The 17493-nt window shown below is 63.6% G+C and carries 15 protein-coding genes and 1 pseudogene; 3 read left to right on the top strand and 13 right to left on the bottom strand.

Annotation, left to right across the window (positions count from 1 at the left end; all coding sequences use genetic code 11):
* Positions 1 to 15 precede the first annotated feature (15 nt).
* The 8 genes from AC56LG_RS05860 to AC56LG_RS05825 all read right to left on the bottom strand — a co-directional run bounded on the left by AC56LG_RS05860 (position 16) and on the right by AC56LG_RS05825 (position 9881).
* The gene (locus AC56LG_RS05860; RefSeq protein ID WP_497165185.1) at positions 16 to 1026 is read right to left on the bottom strand and encodes an XdhC family protein; all 1011 of its coding nucleotides are present in this window, start codon (positions 1024 to 1026) and stop codon (positions 16 to 18) included.
* Between the two features lie 378 nt (positions 1027 to 1404).
* Positions 1405 to 2487 carry a M48 family metallopeptidase gene (locus AC56LG_RS05855; protein ID WP_497165184.1) on the bottom strand — a complete coding sequence of 361 codons (1083 nt, stop codon included), beginning with the start codon at positions 2485 to 2487 and terminating at the stop codon, positions 1405 to 1407.
* Positions 2488 to 2497: 10 nt separating this feature from the next.
* Positions 2498 to 2947, bottom strand: a complete 450-nt coding sequence (gene dut, locus AC56LG_RS05850; RefSeq protein ID WP_497165183.1) for a dUTP diphosphatase — start codon at positions 2945 to 2947, stop codon at positions 2498 to 2500.
* A gap of 26 nt (positions 2948 to 2973) precedes the next feature.
* The gene (coaBC, locus tag AC56LG_RS05845; RefSeq protein ID WP_497165182.1) at positions 2974 to 4194 is read right to left on the bottom strand and encodes a bifunctional phosphopantothenoylcysteine decarboxylase/phosphopantothenate--cysteine ligase CoaBC; all 1221 of its coding nucleotides are present in this window, start codon (positions 4192 to 4194) and stop codon (positions 2974 to 2976) included.
* A gap of 11 nt (positions 4195 to 4205) precedes the next feature.
* Entirely contained in the window at positions 4206 to 4733 is a 528-nt protein-coding gene (lspA, locus tag AC56LG_RS05840) for a signal peptidase II (protein ID WP_497165181.1), read from the bottom strand.
* A gap of 69 nt (positions 4734 to 4802) precedes the next feature.
* The gene (gene ileS, locus AC56LG_RS05835) at positions 4803 to 7685 is read right to left on the bottom strand and encodes an isoleucine--tRNA ligase (RefSeq protein ID WP_497165180.1); all 2883 of its coding nucleotides are present in this window, start codon (positions 7683 to 7685) and stop codon (positions 4803 to 4805) included.
* Positions 7686 to 7760: 75 nt separating this feature from the next.
* The gene (locus AC56LG_RS05830) at positions 7761 to 8765 is read right to left on the bottom strand and encodes a bifunctional riboflavin kinase/FAD synthetase (RefSeq protein WP_497165179.1); all 1005 of its coding nucleotides are present in this window, start codon (positions 8763 to 8765) and stop codon (positions 7761 to 7763) included.
* 162 nt (positions 8766 to 8927) lie between these two features.
* A complete protein-coding gene (locus tag AC56LG_RS05825; protein WP_497165178.1) occupies positions 8928 to 9881 on the bottom strand; it encodes a Bug family tripartite tricarboxylate transporter substrate binding protein in 954 nt (317 codons plus the stop codon).
* Positions 9882 to 10111: 230 nt separating this feature from the next.
* Between AC56LG_RS05825 and leuC the strand changes: the two genes are divergently transcribed.
* The 3 genes and pseudogenes from leuC to AC56LG_RS05810 all read left to right on the top strand — a co-directional run bounded on the left by leuC (position 10112) and on the right by AC56LG_RS05810 (position 13140).
* Positions 10112 to 11515 (top strand): 3-isopropylmalate dehydratase large subunit, encoded by a 1404-nt coding sequence (leuC, locus tag AC56LG_RS05820; RefSeq protein ID WP_497165177.1) that lies wholly within the window; start codon positions 10112 to 10114, stop codon positions 11513 to 11515.
* Positions 11515 to 12159, top strand: coding sequence for a 3-isopropylmalate dehydratase small subunit (gene leuD / locus AC56LG_RS05815; RefSeq protein WP_497165176.1), 645 nt, complete (start codon positions 11515 to 11517; stop codon positions 12157 to 12159). The genes leuC and leuD overlap by 1 nt, the downstream gene beginning before the upstream one ends.
* Before the next feature lie 63 nt (positions 12160 to 12222).
* Positions 12223 to 13140 (top strand): annotated as a pseudogene (locus AC56LG_RS05810) (LysR substrate-binding domain-containing protein).
* A gap of 95 nt (positions 13141 to 13235) precedes the next feature.
* Here AC56LG_RS05810 and AC56LG_RS05805 read toward each other — a convergent pair.
* The 5 genes from AC56LG_RS05805 to AC56LG_RS05785 form a co-directional block, all read right to left on the bottom strand.
* A complete protein-coding gene (locus AC56LG_RS05805) occupies positions 13236 to 14465 on the bottom strand; it encodes a tetratricopeptide repeat protein (RefSeq protein WP_497165175.1) in 1230 nt (409 codons plus the stop codon).
* A 68-nt stretch (positions 14466 to 14533) separates the two neighbouring features.
* On the bottom strand, positions 14534 to 14965 hold the full coding sequence (locus tag AC56LG_RS05800) for an ExbD/TolR family protein (RefSeq protein WP_497165174.1): 432 nt from the start codon (positions 14963 to 14965) through the stop codon (positions 14534 to 14536).
* Between the two features lie 69 nt (positions 14966 to 15034).
* The gene (locus tag AC56LG_RS05795) at positions 15035 to 15463 is read right to left on the bottom strand and encodes an ExbD/TolR family protein (RefSeq protein WP_497165173.1); all 429 of its coding nucleotides are present in this window, start codon (positions 15461 to 15463) and stop codon (positions 15035 to 15037) included.
* Between the two features lie 3 nt (positions 15464 to 15466).
* A complete protein-coding gene (locus AC56LG_RS05790; RefSeq protein ID WP_497165172.1) occupies positions 15467 to 16405 on the bottom strand; it encodes a MotA/TolQ/ExbB proton channel family protein in 939 nt (312 codons plus the stop codon).
* 84 nt (positions 16406 to 16489) lie between these two features.
* The gene (locus AC56LG_RS05785; protein ID WP_497165171.1) at positions 16490 to 17155 is read right to left on the bottom strand and encodes an energy transducer TonB; all 666 of its coding nucleotides are present in this window, start codon (positions 17153 to 17155) and stop codon (positions 16490 to 16492) included.
* Positions 17156 to 17493: the final 338 nt, after the last annotated feature.

The following is a 17493-nucleotide window of genomic DNA, read 5'->3' as shown; positions in this document are numbered from 1 at the left end:
AATTCCGCTCGCGATTCAGACCGTGCAGACCTCGACGCTGGCCGGCTGCGGCGCGGCGGCGTGCGGCACCAGCATTGCCGGCGGCACGCCATTTTTAATCGCCGTCATTTCCGCCAGGATGGCGATGCCGATCTCGGACGGCGTCTTGCTGCCGATGTAGAGGCCGATCGGTCCGTGCAGGCGATCGAGCTGGGCATCGGTCAGGTCGAACAGTTTCAGCCGCTCGCGCCGGCGCGCATTGTTCAGGCGCGAGCCGATCGCGCCGACATAAAAGGCATCCGATTTCAGCGCTTCCATCAGGGCCAGGTCATCGAGCTTGGGGTCGTGGGTGAGCGCCACCACGGCGCTGCGCGCATCGAGCCTGGCCTCGATGACGAGGTCGTCCGGCATCGCGTGCACCAGTTCGATGCCCGGCACGTTCCAGTCGGCCCGGTACTCTTCGCGCGGGTCGCAGACGATGACGCGGTAATCCATCGCGCTTGCCACCTGCGCCAGGAAGCGAGATAAAGGACCGGCGCCGATGATGAACAGGCGCCAGCGCGGGCCGTGCACGGTATATAACGCTTCGTTTTCGACGCGCAGCACGGCGCCGGCATCGGCGCGCGCCAGGGTGACGGCGCCGCTGCCGAGGTCGAGCCGGCGCTCGAGCAGTTCGCCGCCTTCGAGGCGCTGCAGCAAATTGCGCAGGCCGCTGTCCGGGCCAAGCGGTTCGATCGCCAGCTCGATGGTGCCGCCGCAGGGCAGGCCGAAGCGGTGCGCGTCGTCGGCGCTGATGCCATAGCTGACGATGTGCGGGCGCGCGTCGGGTGCGATTCCCTTGGCGCGCACGTTTTCGATCAGGTCGTCCTCGATGCAGCCGCCGGAGACGGAGCCGATGACGCGGCCATCGTCGCGCACGGCGAGGGTCGCCCCGATCGGGCGCGGGCTCGACCCCCAGGTCTTGATGACCGTGACCAGTTCACAGCGGTGTCCGGCATCGAGCCAGGCGGCTGCGGTCTTGAGTACGTCGAGGTCGAGGCTGTCCATGGTGTGCGCGGGCGCTGCTGGTGAGGGATGGCAATGATACAAAAAATGCGGCAGAGGTGTCGGCGGGGAGGAAGTCCTCTTCGTAGAGGTTGTGAAAAAATCGTCAGGGCAAGGCGCCGAGTCGAAGACAGTACGAGTGTACGGCGAGACGAGGCAACGCAGCCATGGCGATTTTTTCACAAACTCGCAGGGTGGGCTCTCGAGCCCATGCGGTACGGACGTTTATTTGCAGCGATGGCCGGGAAATACTGGTGGAACGCGTGGGCGAGGAGATCCGCTCACCTTACGGTATGCCAGAGCCTTTGCGGTGCAAGAGCACGAGCGTTCCGCGTGGGCTCAAGAGCCCACCCTACAACGACGATACCCGTAAAGCAGAGGTTACGGCACCAGCGGCTTCTTCGATCCCTTCTTCGCCTTGACGTCCTCGATTGCCAGTTCCATCGCCGTCAGCCTGGCCGCGGTCGAGGGATGGTTGGCGGTAAAGCCGTTGGCCACGCTGGCCGGATAGGCCGAGGCGAAGCGCTTCCAGAAGGCCGGGGCGCCGTCGATGTTATAGTCGGCGCGGGCCAGCAGGAAGATGGCGAGGCGGTCGGCGGCGGCGTCCAGGTTCGAGGGCATGGCCTTGATGCCGGCGCTGCCGTTGATCATGGCCAGGTCGGGGCTCATGCGCGTCAGGTTGTCGATCACGCTGGCGAGCGTGGCCTGGTTGCGCTGGGCGCGCGGGTGGTCGAGCATGTTGTGCGCCATCGTACGCGCCAGCACGTAGGCCAGTTCGTCGTCGCTGCGCGCCACGCCCAGCATGCCGCGCGTGACCATGATGCGCGAGCCGTCGGCATAGGCATTCACGTTGTCGCCGTTGCCGAGTTCGATGCCGTAGCCGCAGGCGCGCGTGACGGGGATGCTGAGGTCGCGCGGCTCGCCGTCGCGTTCGATCGACAGCGGCAGTTTTGCCTGCGAGGCGACGATCGGGGCGAACACGGCGCCGGCGCCGGACAGGGCGTTGGGGCCGGTCGGCAGCGGCTTGCCGCCGGCGGCGAGCAAGGCATCGCCCAGACGCAGCCCGGCCTTGGCCGCGCCGCTGCCGGCCAGCACGCCGGTGACCTGCAGGCGTTCGTCCATGCCGAAGGCGAGATGCGCGGCTTCGTTGTAGAGGCCCGGGTAGGCGTAGCGGTTCTTGGCGGTAAAGCCGAGCAGGTTGCGTGCGTGTTTCGTGCACAGCTGGGCATTGTCGATCAGGAGCGGCGCGGCCACCCGGTACAGACGGTCCTGCAGCGCGGCCATCCTGGTCAGCGTGTCGGCCGCGGCCGCCATTTCGGGCGTCATCTGCGCGGCTTGCGGCGCGTCGGCGACGGGGCCGGGCAGGCCGGGCTGGCGCATCGGGGATGGGGTGCCGCAGGCTGCCAGCAGGGCGGCGGTGGCGACGGCAAGCGCGGCCGGGCGCAGACGATCAATGCGAATCATGCTTTCCTCGTTATTGTTTTCCGGTGCTGCCGAACCCTCCGGCGCCCCGTTCGCTCGATGCGAATTCATCGACGACATTGAAGCCCACTTGTAAAACGGGCACGATCACCAGCTGCGCCAGGCGGTCCAACGGCTGCAGCGTAAACGTCTGGCTGCCGCGGTTCCAGGTCGAGACCATCAGCTGGCCCTGGTAATCGGAGTCGATCAAGCCTACCAGATTGCCGAGCACGATGCCGTTCTTATGGCCGAGCCCACTGCGCGGCAGGATCATCGCGGCGTAGCCCGGATCGGCCACGTGGATGGCGAGACCGGTCGGCACCAGCACGGTCTGGCCCGGTTCGAGAACGAGCGGCGCGTCGAGACAGGCGCGCAGGTCGAGGCCGGCGCTGCCAGGGGTCGCGTAGGCCGGCAGCAGTTCCTTCATGCGCGGGTCGAGGATTTTTACGTCGATGGTCTTCATGCGTGTATGGATGGTGGATCAGTAAATCAGGTGAGCAGCGAGCGCTGTTCGAGGCGCTTGCCGATTTCGGACACCAGCTGGCGCGCCAGCGTCAGCTTGTCGGCGCGCGGCAGCACGGTGTGGCCGTGTTCGTCGAACAGGACGATCGAATTCTCATCCTGCCCGAAGGTATGGTGGCCGATATTGCCTACCAGCAAAGGGATGCCCTTGCGTTCGCGCTTGGCGGCGCCGTACTCCACCAGGTTTTCCGATTCCGCGGCAAAACCGACACAATACGGCCAGCCCGAGAGCGAGGTGGTGGCGGCAACCGAGGCGAGAATGTCGGCGTTCTGCACGAACTGCAGCTCCGGCGCGGCGCCGCCTTCCTGTTTTTTGAGTTTCTGTTCGCTGGCATTCGCCACGCGCCAGTCGGCCACCGCCGCCACGCCGACGAAAATGTGCTGGCCCTCGACCCCCGCCATCACGGCGTCGTGCATCTGCTGGGCCGAGAGCACGTCGATGCGGCGCACGCCGTGCGGCGTCGGCAGGGCGGTGGGACCGGACACCAGCGTCACCTCGGCGCCGGCTTCGCGCGCGGCGCGGGCGATGGCGTAACCCATCTTGCCGGACGAGAGATTGGTGATGCCGCGCACCGGATCGATCGCCTCGAAGGTAGGACCGGCCGTGATCAGCACGCGTTTGCCGGCCAGGATCTTGTGCTGGAAGGAGGCGATGACTTCCTCGAGCAGCTGTTCGGGTTCGAGCATGCGCCCCAGGCCGGTCTCGCCGCACGCCTGCTCGCCGGCGCCCGGGCCGAGGATGCAGATGCCGTCGCCACGCAGGGTGGCGACGTTGCGCTGGGTGGCCGGGTTCTGCCACATCTCGACATTCATCGCCGGCGCCACCAGCAGCGGCACCCCGTGCGGGCGCGCGACGCACAGGGTCGACAGCAGGTCGTCGCAGGCGCCGTGGGCGAGCTTGCGGATGAAGTCGGCCGAGCAGGGCGCGACCAGCACCGCGTGGGCGCCGCGCGTGAGGTCGATGTGCGCCATGTTGTTGGGCATGCGCGCATCCCACTGGTCGAGCCAGACCGGGTTGCCCGAGAGCGCCTGCATGGTGACGGCGCCGATGAAGTGGGTGGCGGCCTCGGTCATGACGACGTGGACCTGCGCGCCCTGTTTGATGAGCGCGCGGCATAGTTCCGCCGCCTTGTAGCAGGCGACGCCGCCGGACAGGCCGAGGACGATTTTCTTGCCTTGCAGGTCCATACGTGATTCCTTCAGTTTTTGTTCACGCGCCGCAGTTCATCGACGATGAACAGGAAGGCGCCAACCGAGATGCCGATGTCGGCGACATTAAAGGCCGGGAAGTGCCCCCAGCCGCGCCAGTAGAAATCGAGGAAGTCGATCACGTGGCCGTAGGCGACGCGGTCGATCACGTTGCCGATGGCGCCGCCCAGGATCAGGGCCAGGGCCCAGCAGAACAGGCGCTGGCCCGAATTACGCTTCAGGAGGTACAGAATGAAACCGATGGCGCCCACGGCGATCGCCGTGAAGAACCAGCGCTGCCAGCCGCCCTGGTCGCCCAGGAAGGAAAACGCGGCGCCGGGGTTATACACCAGCACCAGGTTGAAGAAGCTGGTGACCGGCAGCGTTTCGCCGTAGGTGAACAGCTTCGAGACCGTGATCTTGGTCAACTGGTCGATCAGGACGATGATGAAGGCGATCCCCAGCCATGGGGTCATGCCGGCGCTGCTGCCGGCTTTTTTATGGACGCTCGTGATGCTCGGTTTTTTCTTGGTTGCCATGGGAGTCGGGGTCAGATGTGGAAACCGCCATGCCGCGTTCAGACGGCATGGCGGCTGGCGTAAAACCGCTTACGCGAAACGGCGTGCTTCGCCGGCGCCGAACAGGTTGCTCACGCAGCGATCGCACAGGCCTGGGTGCTCATGGTTGTGGCCGACCGCAGGGCGGTAGTGCCAGCAACGCTCGCACTTCGGCGCGCTCGATGCCGTCACCTGCACCGATTCCTCGGCTTCGTTAGCTGCCTGCTCGACCTTGGCCTGCGAGGTGATGAAGACGAATTTCAGATCGTCGTCCAGGCTCGCCAGCAGATCGTGCCTGGCGCCCGCGGCCTTGATCGTCAGCTCGGCCTGCAGCGAGGAGCCGATCGCACCCGATGCGCGTACTTCTTCCAGCTGCTTGGTCACGTCGGCGCGTACTTCGCGCAACGCCGTGTACTTGGCCAGCAGGGCTTCGGCATCCGGCAGTTCCGGGAAGGTCCACAGCGTCTGCGTGAAGATGGTCTCGTCACTGTCCGCATAGGCTTGCTGGCCCGCGAACACGGCCCAGGCTTCCTCGGCGGTGAACGACAGCACCGGCGCCATCACGCGCAGCAGCGCATTGGCGATCTGCCACAGCGCGGTCTGGGCCGAACGGCGCGCGACGGAATCGACCCCGGTCGTGTACAGGCGGTCCTTCAGGATGTCGAGGTAGAAGCCGCCCAGGTCTTCCGAGCAGTAGTTCAGCAGGCGCGAGACGACCGGGTGGAATTCGTAGCGGTCGAAGTGGGCGCCGATGTCATGCTGCAGCGCGGCCATCGAGGCAATCGCATAGCGGTCGATCTCGAACAGTTCGGCAGTTGGCACAGTGTGCTGCGCCGGATCGAAGTCCGAAGTGTTCGCCAGCAGGAAGCGCAGCGTGTTGCGGATGCGGCGGTACGATTCAGTGACACGCTTGAGGATCTCTTCGCTGATCGACAGTTCGCCGGTGTAGTCGGTCGAAGCCACCCACAGGCGCAGGATGTCGGCGCCCAGGGTGTCCGAGATCTTCTGCGGCGCCATCGTGTTGCCGAGCGACTTGCTCATCTTCTTGCCGTGCTCGTCGACCGTGAAGCCGTGGGTCAGCAGCGCTTTATACGGCGGCGTCCCGTTCAGCATCGACGAGGTCAGCAGCGACGAGTGGAACCAGCCGCGGTGCTGGTCCGAGCCTTCCAGGTAGAGGTCGGCCGGGAAGGACGACTGCGCCGCGTGCGAGCCGCGCAGCACGGTCTGGTGGGTGGCGCCGGAATCGAACCAGACGTCGAGCGTGTCCTTGTTCTTTTCATAGATGTCGGCGTCGTCGCCCAGCAGTTCGCGCGGGTCGAGCGCCTGCCAGGCATCGATGCCGTTCGCTTCGATCAGCTTGGCAACCTGCTCCAGCAGTTCCGGGGTGCGCGGGTGCAGCGCGCCGGTTTCCTTGTGGATGAAGAAGGCCATCGGCACGCCCCACTGGCGCTGGCGCGACAGGGTCCAGTCCGGACGGTTCTCGATCATGCCGTGCAGGCGCGCCTGGCCCCAGTCCGGGAAGAACTGGGTCTTGTCGATGCCGGCGAGGGCCGTTTCGCGCAGGGTCGGGCCGCCATCTTTCGGCGTGATGTCCATGCCGGCGAACCACTGGGACGTCGCCCGGTAGACGATCGGGGTCTTGTGGCGCCAGCAGTGCATGTAGCTGTGGTCGAACATCTTGAGTTCAAACAGCGCGCCGGCGGCGGTCAGCGCGGCGCAGATCGGTTTGCTCGCTTCCCAGATCGTCAGGCCGCCAAACAGCGGCAGGGTCGACGCGAAACGGCCGTCGCCCATGACCGGTTTGAGGATCTCGTCGTCCTTCATGCCGTGCGCTTTGCACGAGATAAAGTCTTCCAGGCCGTAGGCCGGCGCGGAGTGGACCACGCCGGTGCCGCTCTCGGTGGTGACGTAGTCGGCCAGGTAGACCGGCGAGGTGCGGTCGTAGAACGGATCGGCCGCGAACATCGGGTGCTTGAAGCGCATGCCCTCGAGCTTGTCGCCCGTGGTGGTGGCGATCACGCTGCCTTCGAGTTTATAGCGCGCCAGGCAGGATTCGACCAGGTCTTGCGCCAGGATCAGCAGCAGCGGCTGGCCGTCGCGCTCCGCCTGCACCAGCGCGTAGGTTACTTCCGGATTGACGTTCAGCGCCTGGTTCGACGGGATCGTCCACGGGGTCGTGGTCCAGATCACGATGAAACCGTTCATGGTGGGCAGCGACGGCACACCAAAAGCGGCGGCCAGTTTCTCTTCTTCCGCAAATGGGAAGCCGACGTCGATCGCCGGGTCGCGCTTGTCCTGGTATTCGACTTCCGCTTCGGCCAGGGCCGAGCCGCAATCGAAGCACCAGTTGACGGGTTTCAGGCCGCGGTAGACATAGCCTTTGTCGAGCAGCTTGCCGAGGGCGCGCAGCTCGTCGGCCTCGTTACCGTAGGCCATGGTCATGTACGGGTTTTCCCATTCGCCGAGCACGCCCAGGCGGATGAAACCGGCGCGCTGGCGGTCGATCTGTTCGAGTGCATAGGCGCGCGCCTTCTGGAGAACTTCGGCAGTGGGTAAATTTTTGCCGTACAGCTTTTCGATCTGGATCTCGATCGGCATGCCGTGGCAATCCCAGCCGGGCACGTAGGGCGCATCGAAGCCGGCCATGGTGCGCGACTTCACCACCATGTCTTTCAGGATCTTGTTCACGGCGTGGCCGAGGTGGATGTCGCCGTTCGCATACGGCGGACCGTCGTGCAGCACGAAGCTCGGACGGCCCTTGGCCGCCTTGCGGATGCGGTGATAGATCTGCTTGTCCTGCCATTGCTTGACCCAGCCCGGCTCGCGCTTGGCGAGGTCGCCGCGCATCGGGAACGGGGTATCGGTCATATTGACCGGGTATTTACTCTCAGGCTTTTTGCCTGCTTTCTGGGCGGGTTTGTTGTTTTCGGACATAAATTTCTTCGGTAAGGGAATGCGGGATTGGCTGTGCGCTCTTCAGCGCCAGCCACGCGGACGTGGCGTCGCGCGTCAAATTCGGTCGGTGGCCGTCAGAGCGCCGGCGCGGGCGGCGCTGCGCGGATCGTGACGCAGCCTGTGGTCGCTGAACCAGGCGCGCGCCTGCTGCGCATCCTGGTGGATCGCCGCGGTCAGCGTGTCGAGGTCGACATACTTTTCCTCGTCGCGCAGTTTTTGCAGGAACTCGACGCGCACCAGCTTGCCGTAGCACGGGCGGTCGTAGTCGAAGATGTGCACTTCCAGCAGCATGCGGCCGGCGTCTTCGACCGTCGGGCGCACGCCGAGGCTGGCCACTGCCGGCAGCGGCTGGTCGGCCAGGCCGTGTACCTGGACGACGAAGATGCCTTGCAGGGCGGGGCGGTGCGTCACGCGCAGGTTCAGCGTCGGGAAACCGAGGGTGCGGCCCAGCTTGGCGCCGTGGATCACGTGGCCGGACATGGCGTACGGATGGCCGAGCAGGGCGCAGGTGGCTTGCAGGTCGCCCGCCGCCAGCGCGGCGCGCACGGCCGAGGACGAAATGCGCTGCTCGCCTTCGCGCACGGTCGGCAGGGTTTCGACCTGGAAGCCATGGCGGCGCCCGGCTTCCTTGAGCATCTCGACGTTGCCGGCGCGCTTGGCGCCGTAGCAGAAATCGTCGCCGACCATCAGCCATTTGACGTGCAGGCCGTCGACCAGCACGCGCTGGGTAAAGTCTTGCGGCGAGATGGAAGCGAACTGTTCGTTGAAGTGTTCGACGATGACGCGGTCGATGCCGGCGGCGGAGAGGTCTTCCAGCTTGTCGCGCAGGTTGGCGATGCGCGCCGGGGCGCGGCTCAAGTCGCCGCTACGGCGGGCAAAGTATTCGCGCGGGTGCGGCTCGAAGGTCATGACCGCCGCTTCCAGTCCCAGCGCCGCGCTGGCGGCGCGCACGCGCGCCAGCAGGGCCTGGTGGCCGCGATGGACGCCGTCGAAATTGCCGATCGTGAGGGCGCACGGTGCGCGCGCCGCGTCGTTGGGAAGTCCGCGAAATACCTTCATTGGTGGTTCCAGAGTGCCCGGCAAGCCTGCCACGCATGTCGTGGTCAACCATGCCGCGGGGCGAAAACTCTGATTATACGGTAAAGGCTTGTTGCAATGGCTGGTCGGCCATACCACCCCGGGCCGCATTGCCGCCGCCGCGGCAATGCGGCCCGTGCCGAATCAATCCAGCTTGATATTGGCCGTCTTGATCACGTTGTTCCAGTAGCCAAGTTCCTTGTTCACCAGGCCGTTCAGGTCGGCCGGGTTCATGTAGCGCAGTTCGACCCCTTGCGCGGCGGCCTGCTTCCTGGCTTCCGGCGTATCGAGTACCTGCTTCACGCCGTTGCTCAGCTGCGTCACCAGCGCAGGCGGGGTGCCGGCCGGGGCGAACAGGCCGACCCAGGCTTCCAGCGTGAAGGCGGGCAGGCCGGCTTCGGCGGTGGTGGGGACCTTCGGCAGCATCGGATGACGGGTCTTGCCGGCAATCGCCAGCGCCTTCAGTTTGCCGGACTGGACGTGCTGCATCACCGACGGCGGCGTGGTGATGAAGACGTGCACGCGTCCGGCTACCACGTCGGCAATCGCCTGGCCGGAACCTTTATAGGGAACGTGCAGCATGTTGGTATTGGTCTGCTGCTTGAACAATTCGGTCCCGATGTGCGACAGCGAGCCATTGCCCTGGGATGCGTAGCTGACCTTGCCGGGATTCTTTTTCAGGTAGGCGATCAGCTCGGGGAGCGTGTTCACGGGGAGCGAAGGATGGACGGCGATCACGTTGGTGGCGGCGACCAGCAGGGCGACCGGCGTGAAATCCTTGGGCGCCCACGGCAGTTTTCCCATCAGCGATGGATTGGCCGTGTGATAGGCCGAATACGAGACCAGCAGGGTAGAACCGTCCGGCGCCGAACGGGCCACCATCTGGTAGGCGATGTTGCCGCTGCCGCCGGGGCGGTTGTCGACCACGACCGTATGTTTCAGCAGTTGCTGCAACGGCTGGCCGACGACGCGGGCGGCGGTGTCGACCACGCCGCCAGGCGGATTCGGCACGATCAGGCTGATCGGCTTGGACGGCAACTGGGCGAATGCGGCGGTCGAAGTGAGCAGCAGCATGCTGCAGGCAAGTGTGCGGAACATCGTGGGTCTCCTGTGGTCGTTTTAATAGATTTGTAGAGGTGAATTTACCGGCATATCGGGGGATTTGGTATTCGTATTCGCGGCTAGCCTGGCTTCGCGTTTCACGAAGCCTTCGCATTCCACGAAGCGCGCGTTGTCAATTCAGAACTTCCTCCCTGACGGATCTTGCGTTCACACTGTCTGAACAAGCATCGGTCAACATGATGTCATGCGATGAGGAGACAGAGAACATGAGGCAAACGCTATACGACAAACTGTGGGCGCGGCATACGGTCCACGTCGAGGAAGACGGCACGACCTTGCTGTACGTCGACCGCCACTTGCTCAACGAAGTCATGAGTCCGCAGGCATTCGAGGGTTTGCGGATGCATGGGCGCAAGGTGTGGCGCATCGCCTCGAACCTGGCGGTCGCCGACCACAATATCCCGACTACCGGGCGCAGCGCCGGCATCGACGATCCCGTATCGCGCCTGCAGGTCGAGACCTTGAGCAGGAACTGCGGCGAATTCGCCATCACCGAGATCGGCATGACCGACGCGCGCCAGGGCATCGTGCACGTCATCGGGCCGGAGCAGGGCCTTACCTTGCCGGGCTTGAGCGTGGTGTGCGGCGACAGCCATACCAGCACCCATGGCGCGTTTGCCTGCCTGGCCTTCGGTATCGGCACGTCCGAAGTCGAGCACGTCCTGGCGACGCAGTGCCTGCTCGGCAAGAAATCGAAGAACATGCTGGTGCGCTTCGACGGCCGGCTGCCCGCGGGCGTGACGGCCAAGGACATGGCGCTGGCCATGATCGGCAAGATCGGTACCGCCGGCGGGACCGGCTACGCGATCGAGTACGCGGGCGAGGCGGTTGCCGCCTTGTCGATGGAAGGGCGCATGACCCTGTGCAACCTGACGGTGGAAGCCGGCGCCCGCTGCGGCATGGTGGCGGTGGACGAGAAAACGATCGGCTACCTGGGAGGCCGGCCGCACGCGCCCGCCGGCGAACAATGGGAACAGGCCGTCGCCTTCTGGCGCACCCTCCGCAGCGATGCGGACGCCGTGTTCGACCAGGTCGTGACGATCGACGTGTCCCGGATCAGTCCCCAGGTCACTTGGGGCACGTCCCCGGAAATGGTCACGACGGTCGACGGCGCGGTGCCGGATCCGGCGCAGGAGCCGGACCCGGTCAAGCGCGCCGGCATCGCCCATGCGCTCGCCTACATGGGGCTGATGCCGGGCACACCGATGACCGATATCCATGTCGACGTGGTCTTCATCGGTTCCTGCACCAATGCGCGCATCGAAGACTTGCGTGCCGCCGCTGCCATCGTGCGCGGCAGGCAGGTGGCGCACAACGTGCAACTGGCGCTGGTGGTGCCGGGCTCCGGCCTGGTCAAGCGCCAGGCCGAAATCGAGGGACTGGACGCCGTCTTCAGGGAAGCGGGCTTCGAATGGCGCGAGCCCGGCTGCTCGATGTGCCTGGGCATGAATGCCGACCAGCTGCAGCCCGGGCAGCGCTCCGCTTCCACGTCCAATCGCAATTTCGAGGGACGGCAGGGCGCCGGCGGGCGTACCCACCTGGTCAGCCCGGAAATGGCGGCCGCCGCCGCCGTCATGGGACACTTCGTCGACATAAGGGATTGGCACTAATGGAAAAATTTACCCACCATGCAGGACTGGTCGTGCCGCTGGACCGGGGCAATGTCGATACCGATGCCATCGTGCCGAAACAATTCCTGAAATCGATCCGCCGTTCCGGCTTCGGCGTGAACCTGTTCGACGCCTGGCGCTACCTGGACATCGGCGAACCCGACCAGGATTGCAGCCATCGGCCGCTGAACCCGGATTTCGTGCTGAACCAGCCGCGCTACCAGGGCGCCAGCATCCTGCTCGCGCGCGAGAACTTCGGCTGCGGCAGTTCGCGCGAGCATGCGCCCTGGGCGCTGGCCGACTACGGTTTCCGCGTCATCATTGCCCCTTCGTTTGCCGAGATTTTCTATAACAATTGCTTCAAGAATGGCTTGCTGCCGATTGTGCTCTCCGCGGAGGAAGTCGACGACTTGTTCGACGCCTGCGCGGGAACGGCCGGCTTCCGGCTGGACGTCGACTTGCCGGCGCAAACGGTGACATGGCCGGACGCGGCCAGGACATGCCGCTTCGAGGTCGATCCTTCGCGCAAAGAGCGCCTGCTTCACGGCCTCGATGACATTGCGCTGACGATCAGCCATGCCGACAAGATCAAGGCTTACGAGGCCTGGCGCCGGCAGGAAGAACCCTGGGTGTTTGCAGGCTGAGGCGCTTGCATTCGTGGCAAAATGCACGCTTGCCGAAACGCCGGCCGATCGAGGAGAGAGTGAGTGAACTACGCGCGGTTTGACCTGGTCACGCTCAACCTGTTCATCGAGATTGCGCGCACCGGCAGCATCACGCGCGGTGCGCAACAGGCGAACCTGGCCATGGCTGCCGCCAGCAAGCGCATCTCGGACCTGGAAACCCATCTGGGCACCAGGCTGCTGTACCGCCACGCGAATGGCGTCACGCTAACGGAAGCCGGCCATGCCTGCTTCCAGCACGCGCTCGGCATTCTCCAGGATATCGACAAGATGTCGGGCGCGCTGTCCGATTTCGCCGCCGGCAGCAGGGGGCAGGTGCGCATCTGGGCCAATACATCGGCCATCACGCAGTTCCTTCCCGACGACCTGACCCGCTTCCGGCGCGAACACCCCGGCATCCGCATCAGCCTGGAAGAGGGCAACAGCGGCGACGTGGTGGCGGCGGTACGGGAAAACCGTGCCGATATCGGGCTCTTCGCCGACCGCACCGCGGTGGCCGATATCGAAGTGTTCAACTACCGCAAGGACCAGCTGGTCCTCATCGCTCCGTAAGACCATCCGCTGGCCACGCGCTCCAGCGTGCAGCTGGCCGATGCACTGGACTATGAATTCGTCAGCCTGTCGGAAGCGACTTCGCTGGCCGAACGGCTGCGTACGGAATGCAGCCGCCTCGAAAAGCCATTGAAGCTGGGCATCCAGGTGCGCAGCTTCGACGCGGTGTGCCGCATGGTGATGGCGGGCCTGGGGATTGCCGTCCTGCCGTATCTGGCGGCGGAACCGCACGTGCGCTCGATGGACTTGAAACTGATCAACCTGACCGACGACTGGGCGGAACGCACCTTGCTGCTGGCGCTGCGCAGTATCCTGGCGCCGGCGGCGCCGGTCAGGCTACTGGCCAGCAGCCTGAGCGCCGACGCGGCCAGGGCATTCAAACAGTCCTGATGCAGCCGGTGTTCGGCCAAAAAAAACGCCGCCTGGGAACAGGCGGCGTTTCGTGTGGCTTGCCGCGCGACCTGGTCGCGCGGCGGACGGTGCAATCAGCCAGCCAGTGGCTTGTTGATTGCCATGATCCAGTAGCGGGCCAGTTCGGCAGTGCCTTCCTTGCCGCCGACGCCGCGCAGGGTGCTGATCGCCTGCTGCTTCTTGCCGGCTGCGGCGTAGGCTTCGCCCAGGCGCAGCTTGGCTTCGTCGGGATAGCGCAGGCCGCCGGTCTTGATCGCTTCTTCCATCATCTTCAGGCCCTTGTCGGTCTGGCCGGCCTGGACCAGGCTATAGCCGAGGCCAACCAATGCGTCGTTGTCCTTGGCTGCACGGTATTCGGCTTCCGTGGCAGCAGCATCCTTGGCGCGATCCGCCAGGCTCTTCTGTGCCAGATCTTTCAGGCGTTGATGACGCGGGGCATCCGGGCCGGTGCCCAGGGCGCCAGCCTTGTAGCCCCTGTCGATGATCTTCAGCGCTTCAGCCGGTGCCCTGGCCTGCAGCACGAGCTGGGCCATTTCCATGAATTCGCTCGGCTTCTTCAGCAGACCGTTGGCCAGTTTCAGGCGGTAGATGTCGACCGCCAGGCGGCTCGAGAAACCAGGCTTGCCCTGCACGCGGTTGAGCAGGTCGTTCCAGTACTGGGCTTTCGGGTAGTTGGCCGCCAGCTTTTCGATGGTGTTGACGTAGCCGACCTTGTCGTTTTTCTTGAGCTGGATGTTGGCGAGCATGCCGAGCATGTCTTCCGACATGCGGCCCGACTTCTCGGCCGTGCGCAGTTCGGCTTCCAGGGCAGCGGTGTTGCCCTGCTTGTAGTAGTTCTGCAGCAGGTAGGCGCGCAGTTTCGGATCGTCGCCGTTCTTCAGCTGGCGCTGGATGGCTTCGTTCGCCTTGTTCAGGTCGCCGCCGCGCATGTAGATGCCGATCAGGCCTTCCGAGAACTGGCTGCGTTCGGCAGCGGACAGCTTGCCCGAAGCGATCAGGGTTTCGAATGCCTTGGCGGCGGTGCCGTAATCGCCGGCCGACGAAGCTGCCGAGGCGCGCACGCGCTCGATCAGGTAGCTTTCGTGTGCCGATTTGCCGGAGACAGCGTCCGCTTCGCGCAGTTTTGCCAGGGCGTCCTTGTGCTTGCCCTGTTTCATCAATGCCTGGGCTGCCTGCAAGTGCTTGCCAACCTGGGCGCTCACGGCTTGCGCGTGGGCAGGGGCCAGGCCAACGATCGGAGCTGCTGCGGTAAAGCCGAGGGCGGCCATTGCGAGGCCGAGGTGTGCGAGTCGGAATTTGATCATCGTGGAAAATCCTCTTTGAAAATGGACACGGCAGGGAAACCCTGCCGTGTTGGTCAAGCTTGATGCGATTACTGGAACTGCTCGTTACCGACCATGCCGATCTTCGTGACGCCGAGACGTTGGGCCGTTGCCATGACACCGGCAACCACCTTGTACTCGACCAGCTTGTTCGGACGCAGATGCACTTCCGGCTGGTTCGGCTGGGCAGCCACTTCATTCATCTTGGCTTCCAGCGTGGCGCGATCAGCGATCGTCTGGCCATCCCAGAGGATGGTGCCATCGAAGTCGACGTCGATGGTGACAACGCGCGGCTCTTCGGTCTTAGGCGGTGGGGTGCCCACCGGCATGTTCAGATTGACCGAGTGGTTTTGCTTCGGAATCGTGATAATCAACATGATGATCAAGACCAACAGAACGTCGATCAGGGGCGTCATGTTCATTTCCATCATCGGTTCCGGTTCGGCTGCCTTGGCGGAGCCTGAACCTACGTTCATACCCATGGTGTTTCCTTTTCAAATAACTGGGTGCAAGGTGCGGTGCCAAAGTTTCCTTCGGCACCGCGACTGACATTACATCTTGTCAGGTGGTTCGATGACGAACCCGACCTTTTGCACACCAGCACGTTGTGCCGTGTAGATCACCCGACCGATTGCTTCGTAGCGGGTAGCTTGGTCGCCACGTACTTTCACTGCAGGCTGCGGCACTTTCACCGACTGCTCCGCGAAGAACTTGAACAACTCGTCCGTGTTCGCGATGCGGCGCTGGTTCCAGAACATTTCGCCGTCTTTGTTGACGGTGATGTTGATGTCTTCCGGCGCGGTCTTGGTGACCTGGTTCGTTTCCGCCGGCAGAGCAACTTTCTGCAACTGCAGGACCACCGGGCTGGTGATCAGGAAGATGATCAGGAGAACCAACATGATGTCGACAAGCGGCGTCGTGTTGATCTCTGACATCACGGCATCTTCATCTCCGCTATCGGAGCCGACACTCATTGACATGATTTATCCAATCTTTTTAGCGCCAGCAGCAGCACGTGCAGCTTCCGAGGTCGACATGGCGCCCGACACCAGGACCGAGTGGACGTCGGCGCTGAACGAACGGATATCTTCCATTGCTGCCTTGTTGCGGCGGACCAGCCAGTTGTAACCCAGAACGGCAGGAACTGCGACGAACAGACCGAAGGCGGTCATGATCAGTGCTTCACCGACTGGACCTGCAACCTTGTCGATCGATGCGTTACCCGACATGCCGATGGCGGTCAGTGCGTTGTAGATGCCCCAGACGGTACCGAACAGACCGATGAACGGCGAGGTCGAACCGACGGTTGCCAGGAACGACAGGCCATCTTGCAGACGCGACTGGACGCGGTCGACTGCGCGCTGGACTTGCATCGTCACCCAGGTCGACAGGTCGATCTGCTCGAGCAGGGCGCCGTCGTGGTGCTGGGTTGCCTTGGTGCCGGTTTCAGCGATGAAGCGGAATGGCGAACCTTCTTTCAGCGAAGCCGAACCAGCAGCGATCGAGTTGGCTTTCCAGAACTTCTGGGAAACTTCCTTCGACTGGCGCATGATCTTCGACTGGTCGATCAGCTTGGTGATGATGATGTACCACGAACCCATCGACATCAGCGACAGGATGATGATGGTGCCTTTGTTGACGAAGTCGCCTTCTTCCCACATGGCCGAGAAGCCGTACGGGTTGTGGACTTCTTCCTTGGTTTCGCCGGCGGCAGCAGCAGGGGCTGCGCCTTCGGCTGCAGGTGCTGCGGCGGCTGCGTCAGCGGCCGGAGCTGCTGCTGCGTCTGCCGCTGGTGCTGCGTCTGCCGGTGCGGCTGCTGCCGGTGCGTCAGCGAAGGCTGGTGCCGAGACCAGGGCCGTTGCTGCCGTAACCGAGAACAGGACTGCCGCCAGTACAGCGGACAAACGGGTATTCTTAAACATGCTTCCTCCAGAAATATAAAAATAGACAGTTCGCTGATTTAAAGACAACGAAAATCATAGTTGTGAGACGCTGCTCTGTCTCGGTTATTGTTCCAGCGACCAGACGTACTGTACTGGGACCCATGCCTGTTCAGGCTGACCATTGACCATTGCCGGTTTGAAGCGGCACTTGCCGATCGCAGACTGTGCTGCACGGTCAAGATCACGCGATCCACTCGATTTCGTGATCTTGGAATCAACCATCCGACCATCGACGCCGATCAGGAACGAGATCGTCGTCGTGCCTTCTTCTTCGTTACGTGCCGAGGCCTTCGGGTATTCCGGTTTTGCGCAGGTGCTGAAGTCAGCCACTGCAGCGGTACGGCTAGGACCAGCAGGCGCTGCCGGCGCAGCGGCCGGTGGTGCCGGTGGTGCCGGAGGAGCCAGGCTGGTCGTCGGAGGCGGCGTGCTCGTTGCTGCCTGGATGACATTCTGTGGTGGAGGAGGCTGCTGCACCTGAACCTCGACCGGCGGAATGAATGGAGGCGGCGGCGCCTTCATTTCCGGCGGTGGCGGCGGTGGGGGAGTCTCCGGTGGCGGCGGCGGTTTCACCTCTTCGATCAACTTCGTTTCCACTGCTTCCTGCACCTTCGTGATCACCTTTGTACCGAGACCATTGATGATCCCCCAGCCGACCAGGACGTGCAACAGGACCACGATGGTGATACCAGTGAGATTCTTCCCCGGTTCCTTTTCATGTGTAAAATTCATGCCTGCTTTCTCCAATACCAACTCTTTTTTGTTGCTACTAAACCCTCAAAACACGACGAAAAGACAAGGCCGCATCCGGGACATCGGCGAATTATACCTACGAATTCTTTTTTGCACAGGTATTTTTGAGCCCTCAAAATGAGCGTAAATGCCTGTATAAACAGGCGATCCTGCTCATCTGGACAGCGTCGCATTGTGCAAATAATCGCAGGCGTTCCGTATATAAAATTACAACATTGCAGCTTGGATCTTACACACTGTAGAAGATGTGGAAAGAAGCGGCTGTTCACCAAATATTGCACGTTAGATTTGCCTAAAGGCAAATATCATATAGTGCA

This window comes from Telluria sp. ZB2R32 (genome assembly GCF_059685715.1).
The sequence above is the reverse complement of the archived record's forward strand: the minus strand, read 5'-3'. Positions and strand labels throughout refer to the sequence as shown.

Coding starts and splice junctions, on each gene's coding strand:
- AC56LG_RS05860 (WP_497165185.1), bottom strand. CDS start 1,026: ATGGACAGCCTCGACCTCGACGTACTCAAGACCGCAGCCGCCTGGCTC.
- AC56LG_RS05855 (WP_497165184.1), bottom strand. CDS start 2,487: ATGATTCGCATTGATCGTCTGCGCCCGGCCGCGCTTGCCGTCGCCACC.
- dut (WP_497165183.1), bottom strand. CDS start 2,947: ATGAAGACCATCGACGTAAAAATCCTCGACCCGCGCATGAAGGAACTG.
- coaBC (WP_497165182.1), bottom strand. CDS start 4,194: ATGGACCTGCAAGGCAAGAAAATCGTCCTCGGCCTGTCCGGCGGCGTC.
- lspA (WP_497165181.1), bottom strand. CDS start 4,733: ATGGCAACCAAGAAAAAACCGAGCATCACGAGCGTCCATAAAAAAGCC.
- ileS (WP_497165180.1), bottom strand. CDS start 7,685: ATGTCCGAAAACAACAAACCCGCCCAGAAAGCAGGCAAAAAGCCTGAG.
- AC56LG_RS05830 (WP_497165179.1), bottom strand. CDS start 8,765: ATGAAGGTATTTCGCGGACTTCCCAACGACGCGGCGCGCGCACCGTGC.
- AC56LG_RS05825 (WP_497165178.1), bottom strand. CDS start 9,881: ATGTTCCGCACACTTGCCTGCAGCATGCTGCTGCTCACTTCGACCGCC.
- leuC (WP_497165177.1), top strand. CDS start 10,112: ATGAGGCAAACGCTATACGACAAACTGTGGGCGCGGCATACGGTCCAC.
- leuD (WP_497165176.1), top strand. CDS start 11,515: ATGGAAAAATTTACCCACCATGCAGGACTGGTCGTGCCGCTGGACCGG.
- AC56LG_RS05805 (WP_497165175.1), bottom strand. CDS start 14,465: ATGATCAAATTCCGACTCGCACACCTCGGCCTCGCAATGGCCGCCCTC.
- AC56LG_RS05800 (WP_497165174.1), bottom strand. CDS start 14,965: ATGGGTATGAACGTAGGTTCAGGCTCCGCCAAGGCAGCCGAACCGGAA.
- AC56LG_RS05795 (WP_497165173.1), bottom strand. CDS start 15,463: ATGTCAATGAGTGTCGGCTCCGATAGCGGAGATGAAGATGCCGTGATG.
- AC56LG_RS05790 (WP_497165172.1), bottom strand. CDS start 16,405: ATGTTTAAGAATACCCGTTTGTCCGCTGTACTGGCGGCAGTCCTGTTC.
- AC56LG_RS05785 (WP_497165171.1), bottom strand. CDS start 17,155: ATGAATTTTACACATGAAAAGGAACCGGGGAAGAATCTCACTGGTATC.